Consider the following 18,877-nt stretch of genomic DNA (forward strand, 5'->3'; position numbering starts at 1 on the left):
TTATCAAGCTTTATAAAGATTCGAAAAAGTCTGGTCACCCTCCTCATAGTTGTAGTAAAATATGATTATATAAAACAAATTTTCTACTATGAGGAGGGGGTCCAAAATGTTCAACAACAAACCTAAACAACTTTCTTTCCTCGATCTATTCTCCCACCTAAAGGCTTCGGCTCTCTACAAGCCTGAAAGCCTCTTGGGCTTGTTCAATAAATTCATCAACTTATCAGACTACATACCTTCTTCTTTCTACAATGCCTACTACAAATACTTTGGTAAGCATAGATGCTTCTCCTTAGAATCTATGCTCCTTTGCTTTTTTGTCCAAAAATTACTCAAACTCAATACTCTTACTCAGCTCCGCGCTGTGCTTCTTAACTCCTATGAACTTCGTTCATTCTGTAACTTAAATGGTAATGTTCCCTCTATTTCAACCTTCTCTCGCTTCAGAAAAATCTTCAACAACGAAATCCATAAACTTTTTCAAAATATCTCTATCCATGCACACAATATTTCTCTTAGGCAATCCCCTGAACTTGCTTCAATCTTAATCTTCGATACAACCGGTATTGTCCCAAAGGTCCGTGAAAATAACCCTAAATTCATTCAATCTCTCTTGAAAAATACCTCAAAAGCTAACCCTGAGCTGTCCTCTGATAAAATCTACTCTCTTGTTTATTCTTCCTTGCCTAAAACTGCTAATGCTAATTCTAATATCCGTCTTATGTTCGTAAATGGCCATTTCTGCTGGGCTTTAAAATTCGCTGTCATTACCAATGCTCTCGGTATTCCTTTGGCTTTAGTACCTCTGTTTAACTCTGACTCTCCTTCTTCTGACCCTCAAGAAGCAAAGGCTATCTCTGACTCTAAAGCTTTATTTCCTTCGCTCGAAACTCTATTCTCTTACATTCCCAAAAATTTCTCCACTTTCATCGCTGACAGTGCCTTGGATGCACATAACATCTACTCAACTTTAAAAAACACTTTCAACTTCTCCAAAATCATTATCCCTCTAAATCCAAGAGCCTCTAAAAATACTACACCTACTTCAGACCCTAATATCGTTATATCTGAAGATGGTGTCCCTATCTGCAAAAAGTTCAATCAACCTTTTAAACCTGAAGGCAAATGTCAGGGTAAAAATCGTTCTGTGCGTCTTAAATGGGTCTGCCCCATGTCTTGTTATAAAGACGGCAAACGCATTTGCTCTTGCCCTCAACCTTGTACTAACTCTAAATCTGGCAGAATGTTCTACACTTACCCTGACGATTTTCGCTCTTCCCCAGGTATCAACAGAAATTCTCAAGAGTTTTTAGACCTCTACAATAAACGTGTCGCTGTAGAGCAGACTATTTATCACCTAAAATCCTATATGGGCTCCGATGTCATCTGTACTTATGACCATATTTCTATCTTCTCTGATTTTTTACTCTCTGCAATTACTTACTCACTTTTGTTTATCCTTGCTCACAATATCAAACTCTATTGTTCTAAATTAACTATCAAAAAGCTTAACAAACTCAAAAAACTTATCGCTTAAAACTACAATTTTTCTTAAATCATTAATCTACCAAAAATTTGTGACTTTGTTTTTTACTTAACCTTCTAAAGCCAAGAAGCTAGAAGGCTTAGGATACTATTGTCTTTTTTGATATTGTTAATTTTTGTCATATGTTTGTTGCTGATTATTTTTGTTTGCATTGATAATATTTGGTTGTCATTTTGCTTTTCTTTTTGTATCTTGATAGTATTTCATGTTAGTATTGGCATCTGTTACCTTCAATCACCAACCATTTTGCAAACGGCTATAGAGGATTATTAAAATACAAAATATTTGAACAAGGTTCGGTTTGTAGTAGTAATCTTTTATCATAAAGTGAAAAAAACTTAAAAATGGTGTTATTAGGCTCCAAATATTCCATTGTTACAAGGTAGCCATCACTTTCACAAATATCTATACATCTTTCTTTTTTGTTAAACTTAAATGTGTTGTAATTCTTAGTAACTATTTTTTTTCCTAAATAGAGAGCTTCTATAATACTTATTTCTTGATTTTCAACTATTTCTCTTGCAATGTAAAGAACATCTTTTTTATCAATCTTCTTTACTTTAATAATTTTGTAATTGGTATAACTAGAATTTTCTAATATTTTTTCCCTGATGGTACAAATAAGATGTGAAGAATTATTCTTCTCAAGAAGATTAATTTTGTAAAATTCAGATTTATTTTCATTAACATATGTTTTAAGATAATAATAGTTATCATTCTCAATGAAATAAAAGGGTAAAACAGCATCGAATTGAGTACATGTAAAAGTGTATTTTTCGAAATCTACTGTATCTTTTAAAATATCAACTTTTAATTGTTCAATAGGATAAATTATGTGCTTTTGAGTAAAATGATCGGTTGAAACAATATCACTTCCTTCTTTATTATTGACAAGGAGATCATGTTTTTCGGAACTTCCAAGGTTGTTAATTTCAAAAAATAAGTATTTAGAATCAAACAGATGTACTTGGACCACGTTGATATGTTTTATTTTTTTTGATAGTCGAGAAGACAATAGATAATATTTTTTTGCTATAATATCAATAAAAATAAATAATGGTTCAAACATCTCTAATTTGTTATTCTTATCAAAGTATAGCATTAATTTCACAAAGATATATCTTTTATCTAATAATTTTGCATGTATTGAATATTGATTCTAGTAGCTTGTTGAATAAAACATATTGACATAAAAGTAATAAATTTATAAATGGAAAAAACCATCCTCCTTGAGATAAAATTTTAAGAAGAGAATACTAAAAAACCCAAGCAAGGAGGATGGCAATGACTAATTTTATTAAAGCACAAAAACAAAAATTTTTAAAGATATTTATGACAATTGAAAAAGTAATAAAAGATTTAGGATTGAAGATAAAAAACAACAAAAGAGGAAGACCGAAGAAATTTAAGCTGAGCCATATAATAGCTTGTTTTGTTTATAAAGTCAAAAATAGGATAAACAGCTTTAGGGAATTAGAGTACAAGATAAATGAAGATGAAGAATTTAGAAAGGTCATAGGAATAGAAAAGAGCCCCGATCATTCATATTTTTCAAAATGGGCTAAAATGATTGAAGAAGAATATATAGAAGCAATAGCAAGAATTTTAGTAAGAGAAATAGATCCCAAGACAAGAGTTTGTGCTATAGATTCTACACCTTTGAGAAGCTCGAGGGGTGATAGAGAAGCAGGAGTAGGAAGATGTGTTAGTTTAGGTTTTTACAATGGGTATAAATTACATGTGCTAGCAACAGTTGAAGATGAGGTCATACCGATAGTATGGTGGTTGACATGTGCAAATATTCATGATAGTAAAGCGGTAGAACTTTTGTATGAAGCTAAGATATTTGGACCTGATGTAATATTAGCAGATGCAGGTTATGATTGTACAAAGTGGTTTGATGTGGCTGATAGACTTGGAATAAAGTTTGTAGCGGGTATAAATAAGAGAAATACTAAGGATTTTAACAATGTCAAAAATATTCTGAGAGCACAAAACATAGAATTTTTAAGAAGTAAAGAAGGACAAAGAGTATATAAGCAAAGGATAAAAATTGAAAGATTATTTGGGAAGCTGAAAGGAGAATATAATTTAGAACAAGTACGGCTAAGAGGTTTTAGAACATATAAGAGACATGTTGACTGGATAATGGTTACTTATTTGATAGAGCTTTATATTCAAAAAATTGAAAACTGTAAATTTTCTTTTAAATATGCATGGAATAATTTATAGTCCCATATAGTTACATTAATAGTAGAATTATTTATTCAACAACTTAGATTCTAGTGTAAAAACTCAATTTTAGAATCTGCCTTTCTGTATTTTGAAAATTTATTCAGGTAAATTGTGGTAATTTATGCCCATGATAACAAAAATCCAGTCTAAAATCTGCCGAGAAAAACTTATGTATTACCTCTATAATACGTTATTACCATTTATTGTACCAATACGGGCGCACTTCCCCCCTGGCTCTCTCCAATAGCTTTTTTAGCTCGCTCCAACATGTATCTTGCAAAACGCTTAAAATTCTGGGCCAATACCTTTAAACCTACGTTTACTCTACATTTTACAAGTCCCCTTACTCGAAGTTTCGAAAGACCATGACCCCTCTTCAAGGCTGAATTAGTACCTTCTATTGCTGCTCTTTTGCTCTTGTTTTCCTCACACCTGCATTCTATCTTTTCCCGTTGTTTGGTTGCTTCTATCGATTTTAGATTTACCCTCACCACATAATCTTTTTTCTGCTCTTTGCAATAACATTGATTTTTTAATTCACACTTTGCACAGGCTTCTTTTGGAAAATGGGCTACCGTCTGCCCTTTCTTAACACTTGCATGAATGGGTATTATTCCCCTTGGGCATTTTTTTATCACTTTCGTCTCTTCATCTATTTCATATTCGCTCACTGACATCCTAACAGGCTTCCTACCGTTTAAATCAGTAAAATGAACTTCTACACAGTTCTCTTTTGCAATTTGTACTACTTCTTTGGAGTAATAACCACCGTCTACATAGACTTCTTGACATTTTGTATTCTGTTTTACAATAGGTAGTCTCTCTTTTAAAAGCTCTACATCACTCTTTATGTTCTTTTCTACCGTATAGTCTGTTATGAGCTGAAAAGAATTTTCTTTTGCACAGGTTTCGCTAAGGTTTAAAACATATCCGCTTTCAGCTTTGTTCCCCTTCTTGCGATAAGTAGCATCCTCATCATATGCTGACTGAAGAGAATCGCTGGGTATACTTTTGCTATCTTTGGCCTTGAGCTTCTTGGTTTGTTCGTCGTAGTACGCCTGTTCCGACAAAAATCTTTCAAGGATCCTATACGCATCGGAGTTTTTTAGTTCAGAAATGTTTTCAATTGTTTCTTTTGTTTCTTGGCAAAGATTCAAGAGCATTTCCAGCCTGCTTTCGCCTTCTGAAGGCTTGGTTTTGTGTATCACTTCTGTCCTAAATTCAGGGTTGAGAACTTTTTTAGGTTCTCTGAAAGTCTGTCTTCAGGAATGGATTTTACTGCCCTGTAAAGTACATCAAAGGCAAGGGCAACTCTTCCTGCTTTTTTGATGTTTGACATGAACATGGTGGAGTCTATCCGCTGTTCTTTCATGCATATACCTGCTTCTTTGGCAAAAATCATGGTAAGATTTAAAAACTGCCCGAATATTAAGTCCTCTTGTTCAGGATGTTTTATGAGGTATTTGTATATCCTTGTTCTAAAGTCATACAAGGTTTTCTCTGAAAGGTTCATACCTCCTAATGTTCTTATTCCTACAGCATAATTTATCAGGTAATTGAAGTTGAAATTTTCGATAAGTTCATCATCAGAGTAGTTTTTAAGGTGTTTTATGTATTCCAAAGAAAGAAGTATGTTAACCGGGAAGTTAGCCCTTCCTGTATCACTGTATAAAACTGAAAAGGGTTTTTCATCGATGTTGCAGAACACGTATTTATAAAATATGGGAGCCCATGATTTTTCAAGTTTAGCCTTTATCCTTGAATCCATGAAGTTAACACTTTCAAATAATGATTGTTGGAGATGGTTGTTATTTTCTCTAAACAAGTACAACACCCCATTTGTCGTAATTTTTGCTCCTTTGATTCTAACATAATTCTATAAAAATTTGTACTACATATATTTTTATGTTTATTTATTCAATTCTAATTTTATATTTATACTTCTTCATAAAGAAAAAAGGCTTTTTACACCAGAATCAACTTTGAATTCTGAAAACTTAAAGTGTCGAAAATGAAAAAAACATGACATCAACAGCAAACTACTTTTCAAGAAACAGAGGTATTGTCCAAAGTTTTTAATTTCGTTTAACTATTAACACCTGTCAATTTCCTCTAATTGCCAAAACAAAATGGCATTTAACAATATTAAATTATACCAATAAAGTTAAATTCAGGACATTAGAATATTAATACTTCAAAAAGCAAATAATTTTCTTATTCTCTATTTTTATGTTTCCTTTTTTCAGCTTCATAAAGACTGTGTGACAATACTTTGATATAGTGCAGAGTGGAAGCTTTTCGTATTAACATAAATACAAAATAAAGATATTTACTGTCTTTCACTTCTTCACTATTTAAGTCTACTCTTGCTCTCGCATAACAGAAACTATCATATTTAACCTTGTTAAATATCTCAATTGGAAGTTGAAAATAAAGAGCAGTCGAAGCAGGGTCGATAATTAAATAACCGTTCTTTTTATCAATAATAAATCCTTCATCTTGCCATTTAAACATGTTTTCACCCAGATAAGAACGAGCAAACTCTTTAAGTAACATATTCAAATAAGAAATTTCAAAGGTCACTGGGGATTCTTTCAAAGCTTTGTTAATTTCTTTACAAGCAAGTAAAAAGACTTCATTAGGGCTCCATATTTCTATTCGTTTTCTTCTCATACCAGCACATAAACCATAAAAGGAATCAGGGAAAAATAAATTAACTGCAACTGTTTTTGCATGCGGATTGTTACTATATATATAATTTCTGAAAGCACTGTCAAAAGTATTTTTGTTAGTATATCCATACCAGTCGTAATTGCTTTCTACAGGTCTGTAATTGAACAGCTTGTCAATTAAAAATTCAAAAAGATTTTTGTTCATTCTTTTCAGAAATTTAATACTCTTTTTCTCTTCCATAATCAAATTATAAGAATAAGCAATAGCAAAAGCTTCTTCTTTCTGCCATATTCGACTACAGTTATTTATTCTGGCAAAAACATCACAGAAGTGGTAAAATTCGAAGCGAGAATAAATGGTTTTTAAAATAATATAAACAACTTGGGCAAGTTCTTTTTCTGAACTTATTGTGAAACCATTTTGGTAAACAAGTTTTAAAATTTCAAGCATTAACTGCAAAACTGCTTCAATTTTAATTCTTAAAAAACCTATCTGCTTGTCAGGAATGTAATATCCTAAAACTTTATTTACAGAACCATAATATACTTTTTGGTAAATTTCCAGCTGAGTATTTTCTATTTCTTTTTCAAGAAACTCAACATAGAACAAACCGTTATTATATTTTTTTCCAGATAAAACCTCAACATATTTTTGGAAGAAAACATCAAAAAGCATGTATTATTTATTTTCACCTCTTTCGAATATTTACATATTTTTATCATACCTTAAGTTTTAATTTGTTTCAAGCTATATTTACAAAAATAAACTGGATATGATATTATAAAATTAAAAAAATGGTGGGGTATAGAGGATGCCAAAAAGAGTAATATCTTTTGTTATGCTTTTGTCTTTTTTAATTTCAATTTTACTTTCCTATCAAGCTTTTTCGTATTCAGATAAAGTTCTAAAAGACATTTCAATATTTGTGACAAAAGTTGAGAGGCTTGACAATAACCAGTATAAAGCAACATGGGGATATGAAAATCCGAATAAGAGTACAATAATGCTTCCGAAAGGGCACTCTAAACTATTTGGCGATATCAAAAGAGGTGACTGTATTTACAGATTTGAACCGGGGAAACATGCAACTGCTTTTTCAACATTATTTACTGGTGACAGGGTGATTTGGGAGATAAAAAACATTTCGGGAAAAGAAAAAAGGGCTATAGCTTACAAAGAGGCTGCAAATTTAGATTTTAACTCTTCTCTTATATCTATTAATTTTCAGCCGTATATAAAAGGACAAAATAATATTTTAACAGAAGGTTTTATACCAGACAGTGGTGAAGTTTTTTCAAATCAATTCGGGCTTGATTTTGGATTTGAAAAGAAGGCGAAAACCTTCAGGGATAATGCTTGCAAAGACCCTCTTGTTTGTACCGGCGTGATATTAGAACATAACAATAAATGGCAGATAAAACTTCCCAATGGAGCTTATGATGTTGTAATAAGTGTGGGGAGTGCAAATAAGGACACATGTAACACAGTTATTGTGGAAGGGCAGGAGTTCTGTTTAAATTTGAAACTCAAAAGAGGTGAATTTCAGCAGATAAAAAAGAAAGTAATTTTAAATGATGAATACCTTACACTCAGCACATCTTTTCACGGTAATTCAAAAACAGTTTTAAATTACATACAGATATTCTCAAAAAAAGTTTGTAGCATCAGCTTAGAGCCGAAGGAAATGGAAATTGAAATAGGTGAGAGTTTATATTTATTTGCTAAAGTTATTCCAGAGTGGGCGGATAATCAAGAAGTAATTTTTAGCAGCGAAAACCCTTCAATTGCCGAAGTAGACCAAAAAGGTATGGTAACAGGAGTTGCAGCCGGAACCACAAATATAATTGCACAAACTAAGGATGGAGGATATAAGGCTGTATGTAAAGTCACTGTTGTAGAGTCTGGTGTGCCATATCAGATTTCTTTTGCAAAGACTCGTTTGGATGTAGAGATTGGCAAAAGCAGAAAGATAGAATATATAATTGAACCTGTAGGGTATAAAGGCAAGATTGAGTGGATTAGCTTAAATCCTGATATTGCTGAGGTGGACTCACAGGGCAATGTAAAAGGAGTTTCAGTAGGAGAGACAAGGGTTAAGGCAAATCTGCCTGAGACAGGAAGTTTTGATGTTTGCAGGATTGTTGTCCACGACAAGTATCCTTATCCATTTGTTCTTATGGCAGACAGTGTCTATGGAGATGTTTATCTTGAATGGGATGAAGTTTGCAATGCTGAATATTATGTTGTAAAGAGAAAAGCAGAAACTGAAGAGAATTACAAAGAAATAGCAAAGACAAAAAATACAAGTTTTGTAGATACAACATGTTATGAAGATGGCAGATATTATTACGTGGTGTATGCTTACAACAGCTTTGGAGAGAGTCATTCAAACGAAGAAATAGTAGATGTTCGCAACCTCGACAGCGATTTTGATGGCATAAATGACAAGAAAGAGAGCATGCAGGGTTTGAACTCCAAAGTGCAGGATAGTGACCGAGATGGGCTTGAAGATAGTTATGAAGCAGAGCTTGGCACAAATCCACTTTCTAAGGATTCTGATAATGACGGACTGAGTGATTATTTTGAACTTGAAATTTCGAAAACAGACCCACTCATTTCTGATTCTGACAGTGATGGCATTATTGATTCCAAAGAAGATTTTGACAATGATAAGCTTGATAATTTGTCTGAAGAAAAGACTTTTACATCTCCAATTTTTGCAGACACAGATTTTGATGGAATTAGTGATTATGATGAAATATTTATCTCAAAAACAAATCCAATAAAAGTAGATACTGACGAAGATGGTTTGTTTGATAAAACAGAAGTAGATAGTGGTTTAAATCCACTTAGCAAAGACAGTGACGGCAATGGCGTGATTGATGGAGAAGAAAGTATCTACCAAGTTGTGTCAGGCGAAAGGCTAAGAAGTGTTAATCAAAATGAACAGGTTGTCTTTGGACTCAAGATAAAAGCAAAGGGTGAAATAGTCAACAGTGTTGTTGTCCAAAAAGTTTATAATTCATCCACATTTTTTGCAAATGGCTTTATAGTAGGAGAACCTGTTAAAATTGAATGTTTTGAACCGTTTGAAGTAGCCCAGCTTCAATTTAGGTTAAATGACACTGTTTTAGAGGGAGATCAGCTGAGCCATTTTGCGGTTGTGTGCTATGATACCAAAGGCGGCAAGTTTAGCTTACCAAAGGCAACATATAATGAGAGTTCAAAAACTATTACTGTTGAAACAAATCATTTCAGTGTATACTATCTTATAAATCTTAAGAAATATTTAGACATCACTGGTTTAAAAAGTGGGACTGTTTCACCTTCCGGGCAGGCTGATATTGTGTTTGTTATAGACACAACAGGTTCAATGTCAGACGAAATAGATGCTGTCAAGCAAAACATTAACAATTTTGTAGATAAGCTAAAAACAAAAGATATTAGTGTAAATTTGGGGCTTGTAACATACAAAGATATAACATGTGATGGTCCAAATTCAACAGTAGGTCATGGATTTTTCTCATCAGCAGATGACTTCAAAAATGCACTCGGCAGTATAAAAGTTGATGGTGGTGGCGATACACCTGAGACACTGATTGATGCTCTTGAAACTGCAAGGTTGCTTGGCTTTAGAGAAAACAGCACAAAATTCATAGTTGTTTTAACAGATGCCAACTATAAGCTTGAGAACAGGTTTGGAATAAAGTCAGCAGATGAGATAATAGAAAGACTCAAAAGTGATAATATTATTGTTTCAGTTGTAAGTCCTACGTCGTTTGAAGAATTGTATTTTGCTTTTTCCAGCCAAACAAAAGGTATTTTTGCAGACATCTATTCTGACTTTTCTTCAACACTTGAAAAGTTAATTGATTTAGCAAACCAATATGTCAATGATGGCAGCTGGATTGTTTTGTCCAATCTGGATATAATCAAACTTAAAAAAGCTCCAGATTTAAACGACAGTGTTACCGACACTGATGGAGATGGACTTACTGACTCTGAGGAGCTAAAGAACTCCCAGAAAATAACACTGGAACTTCCATGGGGTGGATTGCTGGAAAATTTAGAAATTTGGGATTTTGTAAGCTATCCTACCAAAGTTGATAGTGATGAGGATGGACTTTCAGATTACGATGAGGTACTTAAATACAAAACATCTCCTATCGATTATGATACCGACTGCGACCTTTTGAGCGATCTTGAGGAAATAGAAGCAGGGACAAATCCGGTTGTTGTTGATAGCGATGAAGATGGTTTGAGTGATAGTGTTGAGTTTTATCTATTTCCTGGTGATGAAGCTTTTGATCCTAACACTGAAACAACTTTGTGGGGATGTGACTATGAAGAAGCACTCCTCTATTTAAGAGAAGAGCTTCCGCTTTATGTGAAAAGAAACACAGTTGAGGATGTAATCTTAACAACAACATACTCTCTTTACAAAAAGCAGCAAACTTTAAATAATTCCAGAAAAAGAAGCAAAGTTACAATGTTGAATAAAAACATAGTTTTTTGCTCAAGAAATGATGAAAAACTTCTGATTGAACCGGATGAAGAGTTAATAATTTGTGAGGGCTCAACTATTTATGTTAACAGCAAATACCCTGAATTGTTTAAAGTTTACGGCTCTTTAAAAATAGGTGGACCTAACAAAAAAACTTATGTGAAAATAGGAAATCCAAATAATTCATCAAAGTCCAATACACTCAAAGCAATTAGAGAATATACTTCAAGAATGACCATTTTTGCGGTAGTAGCCCCAATGGAGTGTGGTAACCAACCCAGATGCGAAATTACGAATATAGAGCTTTCTTCATTTGCGGGTTTTTTAAGCATAGGACACAAGGGATATGTTAAGATAGATGGTTGCACACTTAAGAATGTGAAGACGGGTGTATATGTAAGCCCGGTTTGTTCTCCGCAGGGTTCCCAGCTTTTGATTTCAAATACCACATTCCATAGCTGCTCAACAGCCGGGCTGTGGCTTTGCGCAAATATCAAACCTGTCAGGATAAATAAGAGCATATTTTATAGTGCCCCTGTTATAGTTGACAGCAAGGATGCAAATTTGAGGTTTGATGAATGTATATTCGAAAACTGCAATAACAGCAAAGATGAACCGGCATTTAGAACACTGCAAAGAGGCTCAAAAAACATTCTATTTTTATCCTGTGCATTTAGAAACAATAGCATTGGAATACATGCTTATTATCACAAAACAATAGTATTTATAAATGATTGTGTATTTGAAGGGCACAAATATTGCTCAATTTTACGCCAAGTAAATCCTAAGGTTATTGTAGATAGACATACACGGTTTTTAGAAACATAGAGCCTATCGTAAAATTTGAGGGAGCATCAACAAGCGAAACTCTATTTTCAGCTATTTTAGGATTATTAGATCCTTGTGGTATTAAAGATATCATAGAAATATTAGCAGGCGAAGACATCATAACTGGCGAAGAGATTCCAGGTATCGAGAAAGTTGAAAGGTTACTGTTTTTAACTTTAAATGCTAATGATATAAGAAGAGCAGATGATATTGAAAAGTGGCTTAAATATTTGGATGAAATAGAGAAAAATTCAAGTAAAGAATTCAGGAACTCTGTTGCGAAATATTCACCTGAGTTTGCCGAAAAAATTTGCAGGAAATTGTCGAATTCTGAAATATCAGCGGCAGGAAGACTGTATAATAAGATAGGCGAATTTTTTACCCAAGGATTAAATATCTATATAGACTCACATTACAAAAAACTGATGGAATTATCAGAAGAGTATGGCAGAGAGGCAGTTTATTTGAGCATTCACGAGGGGTTGGAGAATGCCGAAAGAAGACTGGCTGTGATTTTTAAAAATACAAGAGAGATAAAAAATAAAGAAGATTTAGTATATTTTATAAATAGCGGCGATGAGCTGGCAAAGTCGCTGGGTGTGAGTGCTTTCAAAGAATCCAACTATCGAGATTGTTTGTATAAATATCTGGGTATAGATAACATAAAGGATTTGGCAAACAAGGCATATCAAGTTCACCACATATTTCCACAGAGTTTATTTGGGGAAGGTGGTCTTTATGAATCGATATTTAAAAGAGCGGGGTTGAATGTCCACGATGTGAGGTTTTTGGGGCTGTGGGATGCAAAGGACCATTTGAAGAAAAAGTATGATTATAATAGAGAATGGTTAGAGGAAATGAGGAAGTTGCTGAGAAAACATGGAGATCGGATAGAGGATATTGATATAATTGAAGTGATAGAAAAAGGAAGGGAGATAGCGGATAGATATGGGTTCACAAGGGTTAGATTTTAGCTTTTATGATAATTTTTATCATCTTAGATCTGATTGGCGCTCAATGCAAGTAGAATTGCGACAGGAAGACTATTTAAGTGGTAAATATTTAGAGATATTAAGACGAGGGCATGAGATAGTGGAAAAAGAAGGGGCGATAGAGTTTTGGAGGATAAGGAATAAAAGGTTATCAGATGTTCTTACCACAGGAAGTGACATACTGATAGTGTCGATCAGGGTGATAGAGATTTTGGAGAGGTATGGACTTACGGGTTGGAGGAAATTTAAGGTAGTGATAAAGGATGAGAGGAAGGGTGTAATAAGCGAAGGTTACTGGGGAATAAGTGTTGTGAGTAATATATTGAGAAACAGGTGGGATTTATATCGCGAGATAGTAGAGGAGAGGCTGGATGGGACTAAGAAGATAAGGAAGTTTGGATGGTATTTTGAGCCTGAGGACTGGGACGGCAGTGATTTTAACCTGCTTGATGGTATATCTTTAATAGTTACAAAGAGGGTAAAGGATGTGTTTGAGAAGGAGAAGGTAAAGAATATAAGTATTAAGAGTGTGCATGATATTAGTGTTTAATGATATTGAGGACTTTTGAGAGGGGCAGAAGAGCCCCTTATTTTTTAATATGCTATAAAAAATTTTGACACTTCTTCTGTAAAGAACTTTTAAAAAGTATGCTTAAGAGTATATTAAAAGGTTTCTCACAAGGTTTATTTATCCCTCTATATCTTATTCACTTGTGAATATTAAATGTTCTATAATAATGTTATACTCAAAGAAAAGGGGGCTACTAGTTTTTGAAAGTTGTCTGCTACGGAGAGGTTTTGATAGATTTTTTGAATGTAAAAGAAAACCTTTTTGAAGCAAACCCGGGTGGTGCACCGGCAAATGTTGCAGCGGCTATCTCAAAGTTTGGAGGAACGTCCTATTTAATTTCACAAGTTGGGAATGACATGTTTGGAAAAATGATTATAGATAGCCTTTCTGCCTGTGGTGTTGACATTTCAAATGTTAAAATAACAGATGAATATTTTACGACACTTGCGTTTGTAAAGCTTGATAGCAGGGGCGAGAGGTCTTTTTCGTTCTCAAGAAAATATGGTGCAGATGTTTACCTGAGAGTGGAAGATATTGATATGAATATCGTAAAGTCAGCTGATATATTTCACTTTGGCTCACTTACAATGACATATGAACAAAACAAAAGAACCACCTTAGAGCTTTTAAAGATTGCAAGACAAAGTGGCAGCGTCATCTCATATGCCCCAAATTACAGAAGTAGCCTTTGGGAAAGCCAAAAAAAGGCTTTGGATACCATGATTGAACCTGTTGAGAGTGGGTTTGTTGATATTCTGAAGATGTCTGAGGAAGAGGTTTTGCTATATGAAAAGGACGTAAATAACTTTTATAATAGAATAAAAGATAAGGTAAAGATTTTTCTTGTGACATTTGGCGAAAAAGGTAGTATGGTTTTCTTTAAGGAGAAGTCATATTTTGTTGATACAATAAAAGTTGATGTGGTTGACACAACAGGATGTGGAGACTGCTTTGTCGGCATGGTTTTGTACGAAATTTCAAAGTTTTTGCCAGTTGAAAATCTTTCAGAAGATGAAATTATTAAAATTGTAAGAAAGGCAAACATAGCAGGGGCTCTCTGTGCAACCAAAAAAGGTGCTATTCCTGCAATTCCTGAGTACACTCAAGTTTTAGAAAGGCTTTGAAGTTCAAAAAGCCCTTTATTAAAAAATTTTTTGGGGGAAAGAATTATGAGAGCAATAATAACGGTTGTGGGTAAAGATAAAGTTGGCATAATTGCGGCAATCTCGAGCTTACTTGCCCAGAACAATGTAAATATTCTTGATATAAGCCAGACAATTATGCAGGGATTTTTTACAATGATAATGCTTGTTGACCTTCAAGATTGCAAATTGAAGTTTTCTGAACTGAAAGATCTTCTCATAAAAAAAGGGCAGGAAATAGGCGTTGATGTAAATATGCAGCACGAAGACCTTTTCAATAGCATAAACAGGATATAGTAATTTTACTTTTTTGAGGAGATGAAAGCAGAAAGTTTACATCGCAGGAGATAATTGAAACCATCAATATGGTGAAGCAAAGCAATTTAGATATTCGAACAATCACAGTGGGGATAAGCCTTTTTGATTGTAGCTCTGACATTCCCCAAAGGTTTATTGATAACATGAGAAAAAAGATTATAAAATATGCGGGGAATCTCAAAAATGTGGCAAATGAGATTGAGGATATGTTTGGACTTCCAATTGTCAACAGAAGGGTTGCGCTAACACCTATTTCTCTTTTGACCTTTTCTTATTCATATGAAGACCTCATAAAGGTTGCAACTGCCATTGATGATATTGCCAAAGAACTTGAGGTTGACCTGATAGGTGGTTACTCTGCTGCTGTTCACAAAAACTATGATGAAAATACAAGGAAATTTATATCTTCTATCCCAGATGCGTTGGCATCAACAGATAGACTATGTTCTTCGGTTGATGTTGGGACAACAAGGTCGGGTATTAACCTTGATGTGATTGCCCATCTTGGGTTTATAATAAAAGAGATTGCACAAAAAACTAAAGACAAAGACAGTTTCGGATGTGCAAGGTTTGTTGTGTTTGCAAACGCACCAGATGACAATCCATTTATGGCAGGTGCGTTTCATGGGACAGGCGAGGGAGATTGCAGCATCAATGTTGGAATCTCAGGCCCTGGTGTTGTGAAAAGAGCATTGGAAGAGAAGAAAGACGCTTCAATTGATGAGATTTATGAGACAATAAAAAAGATGGCATTTAAAATAACAAGGGCCGGTCAGCTTGTTTTGCAGTATGCTTGCAAGAAACTTGGTATTCCTGCAGGGATTGTAGATTTGTCTCTTGCGCCAACTCCGAAGGTAGGTGACAGTATTGCGGAGATACTTGAAGAAATTGGGATAGATAAGGTTGGAGGGTATGGAACAACATTTGCTTTAGCAATTTTAAATGATGCAGTTAAAAAAGGCGGTGCAATGGCTGCAACATTTACAGGGGGTTTATCTGGTGCGTTTATTCCTGTCTCAGAAGACAGTGGAATGGTAAAAGGGGTTGAAAGTGGTTCGCTTACGTTGGAAAAACTTGAAGCTATGACAAGTGTTTGTTCTGTTGGGCTTGATATGATTGTTGTGCCGGGAGATGTTGAACCTGAATTGATTTCAGGGATGATAGCAGATGAGATAGCAATTGGTGTATATAATAACAAAACAACTGCTGTGAGAGTCATTCCTGCGTATGGTAAAAAAGAAGGCGATGAGGTTAACTTTGGTGGGCTTTTGGGAGGTTCAAAAGTGATGAAAATAAATAGAAGCTCACCAAAAAGGTTGATTGAACGTGGAGGAAGAGTTCCACCACCTATAATTTCGCTTAGAAACTAAAAATTTTGAAAAGGAGGTACAAAAAATGCTTTTTTCCAAGATGCACGGACTTGGCAATGACTTTATTGTAATAGATGCAAGAGGCAAAGAGGATATTGATTACAACTCTCTTGCAAAGAGGATGTGCCACAGACACATTGGTGTTGGAGCAGACGGACTGCTGCTTGTTTTAGATTCGAAGCTTGCTGATATCAGGATGAGAATTATAAACTCAGACGGGTCTGAGGCTGAGATGTGTGGAAATGGAATTCGGTGCTTTTCTAAATATGTGTTTGAAAGAGGAATAGTAAAAAAAGACAAATTCAAGGTTGAGACATTGGCAGGAATAATAGAACCAGAGCTTATTTTAAATGAATATGGGCTTGTGGAGAAGGTAAAGGTCAACATGGGAAAACCAAGCTTTAAAAGAAAGGATATTCCTATGCAAGGCGACCCAGAAAGCGATGCTATAAATACATCAATAGAGGTTGATGGTAAAGAGTATAAGATTACATCTCTGTTGATGGGTGTTCCTCACACAGTGTTGTTTGTTGATGATGTAGAAAAGGTTGACATTTATACTTTAGGTCCTAAAATAGAAAGGCATGAGGTATTTCCAAGGAAAACAAATGTCAATTTTGTTCAGGTGATTGACAAGAATAATATTAAGGTGAGAACGTGGGAAAGAGGAGCCGGAGCTACATTTGCATGTGGAACAGGCTCTTGTGCCTCTGTGATAGCATCAAACTTGAACGGTTTTACAGAAAAGAAGGTAAACGTCCACCTTTATTTTGGCATGCTTGAAATAGAGTGGCAAGATGATGGCACAGTATTCATGACAGGACCTGCCGAGGAGGTTTTTGTTGGAGAGTATTTGGATTAAAGATTATTTTTAGAAATTACAGAAAAAAGCTCTCTTATCTTGGTTATAAAGCTTATAAATAGAAATAGATGCCAAGAATGAGAGCTTTTTTATTTAACAATTAAAATTTGGTATTATATAATTAATAAAAATTTATCTTTAGTTCTACTTTTTTCAACAAGTGTAATTGTAAAAGGACTTGAAAGGGGATATTTTGTGGTAAATTCAAGAAAAGCTGAAGAAGAATCTAATGAATATACCTTTATTTTATAATGCTTTGGAATATCTCTATAGTCAAAACGAGGGGAGAAAGTTAAAAAAAGACCATGTTTTAAGATGTACTTGTACATGATATCTGGCATAAATTGCTCTTCTTTGCTCAGGAGAATATTTACACTTTTTGTATTGTTACCATTTAAAAATTCTTTACTTATTCTTAACAGATTTTGTTTATCATTTATTTCTTCAATTGATAAAGAAATAGTCGTTAGTAAACCATTATTATAGTGCAGGAATTTATTATCAAGATTGATTGAAGTTTGCATTATCTCTTTTGTATAATTTTTAAGTTCTAATTTTATAAGTCTGGATAAATTAGTTTTTATAGATTTCTTAATATAGTAGAAGCACAAATCTTTTATCGATTCAATATCATCTAAAAAGCGAAAAGAAAAATTTTCTGAGACACGTTCAACAATATAAGCGTCTAAAAATAATTTTTGATTTTTAATGTCTTCAATAAATTTATTCAGTGGATAAAATGCAAAAGCCTCCCAAAAGTGTCGAGTCATTTTTGAATTTTCTGGTAGCCAATACATTTCCTTTTCCTCAGCGTCAATTTGTCCAAATTTAATAAATATAAAACCATCAGCGTTGCTAACAGGAAAATACCTTATATAGGATATAGGAAACGGCTTTTTAGGATCATTATCGTAAATGTAACTATAGAATTTATTTTCAAAAAGGTCTATTACATAAATTTGCCATTTATTATTAGAGTTGGAAGCATAGAACTTGTCGTGTATAGTTATTATATAGCGAAAATTTACCATTTCAAAAAAAAGAAGGGGAGGCACAATGAAATTACTTATACCTTCCTGTTTTAAGTGATTTTCCCATAGCTTTAATTCAACAATAGGAATTTCAAAAATGTCTTTTTCGTCTCTATTTAGCAGGTTAATACTCCTGACAGTAATTTTAACATAGTCATCTGCAATATTCCAGTAATACCCATATAGTGTATTATTTATTTCATCAAAATAAATGATTTTATCTAATTCTTTTTTAAACAGGTAAGTTTTAAGTTGAAGATTTGAGATATCAATAAAACATATACCAACAGATTTATATGTGCTTCGGTTTAATACACTTCTTAATAAGAAATTTTTGCACTCTATTGGTAAACTACCCAATTGATTATTTTTTAAAACATTATGCATTTCGGATGATAAATCTTGGATATAAACAACATCAATGTTCATTATTTTTATCCTCCTAAATAAAAGTATTTGACTGCTTTGTTAAAAGACAAGAAGTAGCTTTGAAAAGTTTGTTTAGCTACCTCTTTGTAATTTTTGTATTACAAAATTTTACTAAACCATAACCAAAGATATTGTCTTTTCCTTCTTTTCCTATGTCTTTAGATAATTTCAAAAGCACTTTATAAATTTCATTAGCTATCAAGAATAAATCAGTAAAAATATATCAGTGTCTCCATTTGATTATAAGGATTATCTAAAACCATATCTTTATATAGCATGTGAACTTGATCTTGAGAATCAATAAACTGTTTATTAGAGCAACTATAAGACTTGTAAGTTAAATAAAGATGGTCGGGATTTTGCAATATATCTTCTT

13 protein-coding genes and 1 pseudogene are annotated in these 18,877 nt (G+C 33.7%); 9 read left to right on the forward strand and 5 right to left on the reverse strand.

All coding sequences use genetic code 11. The features are described 5' to 3' along the window. Positions 1–106: 106 nt before the first annotated feature. A complete protein-coding gene (locus OTK00_RS03285) occupies positions 107–1,537 on the forward strand; it encodes an ISNCY family transposase (RefSeq protein ID WP_045169044.1) in 1,431 nt (476 codons plus the stop codon). 265 nt (positions 1,538–1,802) lie between these two features. Here the strand turns inward: OTK00_RS03285 and OTK00_RS03290 are convergent, their stop codons facing one another. Further along, complete coding sequence (locus OTK00_RS03290) at positions 1,803–2,657, reverse strand: hypothetical protein (protein WP_045170236.1); 855 nt, start codon at positions 2,655–2,657, stop codon at positions 1,803–1,805. Positions 2,658–2,830: 173 nt separating this feature from the next. Here OTK00_RS03290 and OTK00_RS03295 point away from each other — a divergent pair, with 173 nt between their 5' ends. Continuing rightward, positions 2,831–3,778, forward strand: a complete 948-nt coding sequence (locus OTK00_RS03295) for an ISNCY family transposase (RefSeq protein ID WP_045168612.1) — start codon at positions 2,831–2,833, stop codon at positions 3,776–3,778. Positions 3,779–3,981: 203 nt separating this feature from the next. On the opposite strand, the gene OTK00_RS03300 is transcribed toward OTK00_RS03295, so the two are convergent. The 3 genes from OTK00_RS03300 to OTK00_RS03310 form a co-directional block, all read right to left on the reverse strand. Then, a complete protein-coding gene (locus tag OTK00_RS03300) occupies positions 3,982–4,989 on the reverse strand; it encodes a transposase (protein ID WP_232841444.1) in 1,008 nt (335 codons plus the stop codon). Further along, entirely contained in the window at positions 4,986–5,549 is a 564-nt protein-coding gene (locus OTK00_RS03305; RefSeq protein WP_241765460.1) for a transposase, read from the reverse strand. The genes OTK00_RS03300 and OTK00_RS03305 overlap by 4 nt, the downstream gene beginning before the upstream one ends. A gap of 446 nt (positions 5,550–5,995) precedes the next feature. Then, entirely contained in the window at positions 5,996–7,129 is a 1,134-nt protein-coding gene (locus OTK00_RS03310; protein ID WP_014043029.1) for a hypothetical protein, read from the reverse strand. A gap of 136 nt (positions 7,130–7,265) precedes the next feature. On the opposite strand from OTK00_RS03310, the gene OTK00_RS03315 reads away from it, so the two are divergent. From OTK00_RS03315 to dapF, 7 genes and pseudogenes are all read left to right on the forward strand, one after another. Beyond that, positions 7,266–11,786 carry an Ig-like domain-containing protein gene (locus OTK00_RS03315; RefSeq protein WP_268760830.1) on the forward strand — a complete coding sequence of 1,507 codons (4,521 nt, stop codon included), beginning with the start codon at positions 7,266–7,268 and terminating at the stop codon, positions 11,784–11,786. Between the two features lie 230 nt (positions 11,787–12,016). Beyond that, the gene (locus OTK00_RS03320) at positions 12,017–12,760 is read left to right on the forward strand and encodes a hypothetical protein (protein ID WP_241765541.1); all 744 of its coding nucleotides are present in this window, start codon (positions 12,017–12,019) and stop codon (positions 12,758–12,760) included. A gap of 43 nt (positions 12,761–12,803) precedes the next feature. After that, complete coding sequence (locus OTK00_RS03325) at positions 12,804–13,328, forward strand: hypothetical protein (RefSeq protein ID WP_268760831.1); 525 nt, start codon at positions 12,804–12,806, stop codon at positions 13,326–13,328. Between the two features lie 221 nt (positions 13,329–13,549). Next, complete coding sequence (locus tag OTK00_RS03330; protein WP_045170234.1) at positions 13,550–14,473, forward strand: carbohydrate kinase family protein; 924 nt, start codon at positions 13,550–13,552, stop codon at positions 14,471–14,473. Positions 14,474–14,518: 45 nt separating this feature from the next. Further along, entirely contained in the window at positions 14,519–14,788 is a 270-nt protein-coding gene (locus OTK00_RS03335) for an ACT domain-containing protein (protein WP_029228822.1), read from the forward strand. Between the two features lie 47 nt (positions 14,789–14,835). Next, a pseudogene (locus OTK00_RS03340) lies at positions 14,836–16,179 on the forward strand (PFL family protein); the annotation flags it as partial. A 25-nt stretch (positions 16,180–16,204) separates the two neighbouring features. Then, positions 16,205–17,041 (forward strand): diaminopimelate epimerase, encoded by an 837-nt coding sequence (dapF, locus tag OTK00_RS03345; protein ID WP_045169042.1) that lies wholly within the window; start codon positions 16,205–16,207, stop codon positions 17,039–17,041. Positions 17,042–17,154: 113 nt separating this feature from the next. Here dapF and OTK00_RS03350 read toward each other — a convergent pair whose 3' ends face one another. Beyond that, positions 17,155–18,501 carry a hypothetical protein gene (locus OTK00_RS03350; protein ID WP_241765463.1) on the reverse strand — a complete coding sequence of 449 codons (1,347 nt, stop codon included), beginning with the start codon at positions 18,499–18,501 and terminating at the stop codon, positions 17,155–17,157. Between the last annotated feature and the right edge of the window lie 376 nt (positions 18,502–18,877).

The sequence above is a fragment of the Caldicellulosiruptor morganii genome (assembly GCF_026810225.1).
Taxonomy (GTDB): Bacteria; Bacillota; Thermoanaerobacteria; order Caldicellulosiruptorales; family Caldicellulosiruptoraceae; genus Caldicellulosiruptor; species Caldicellulosiruptor morganii.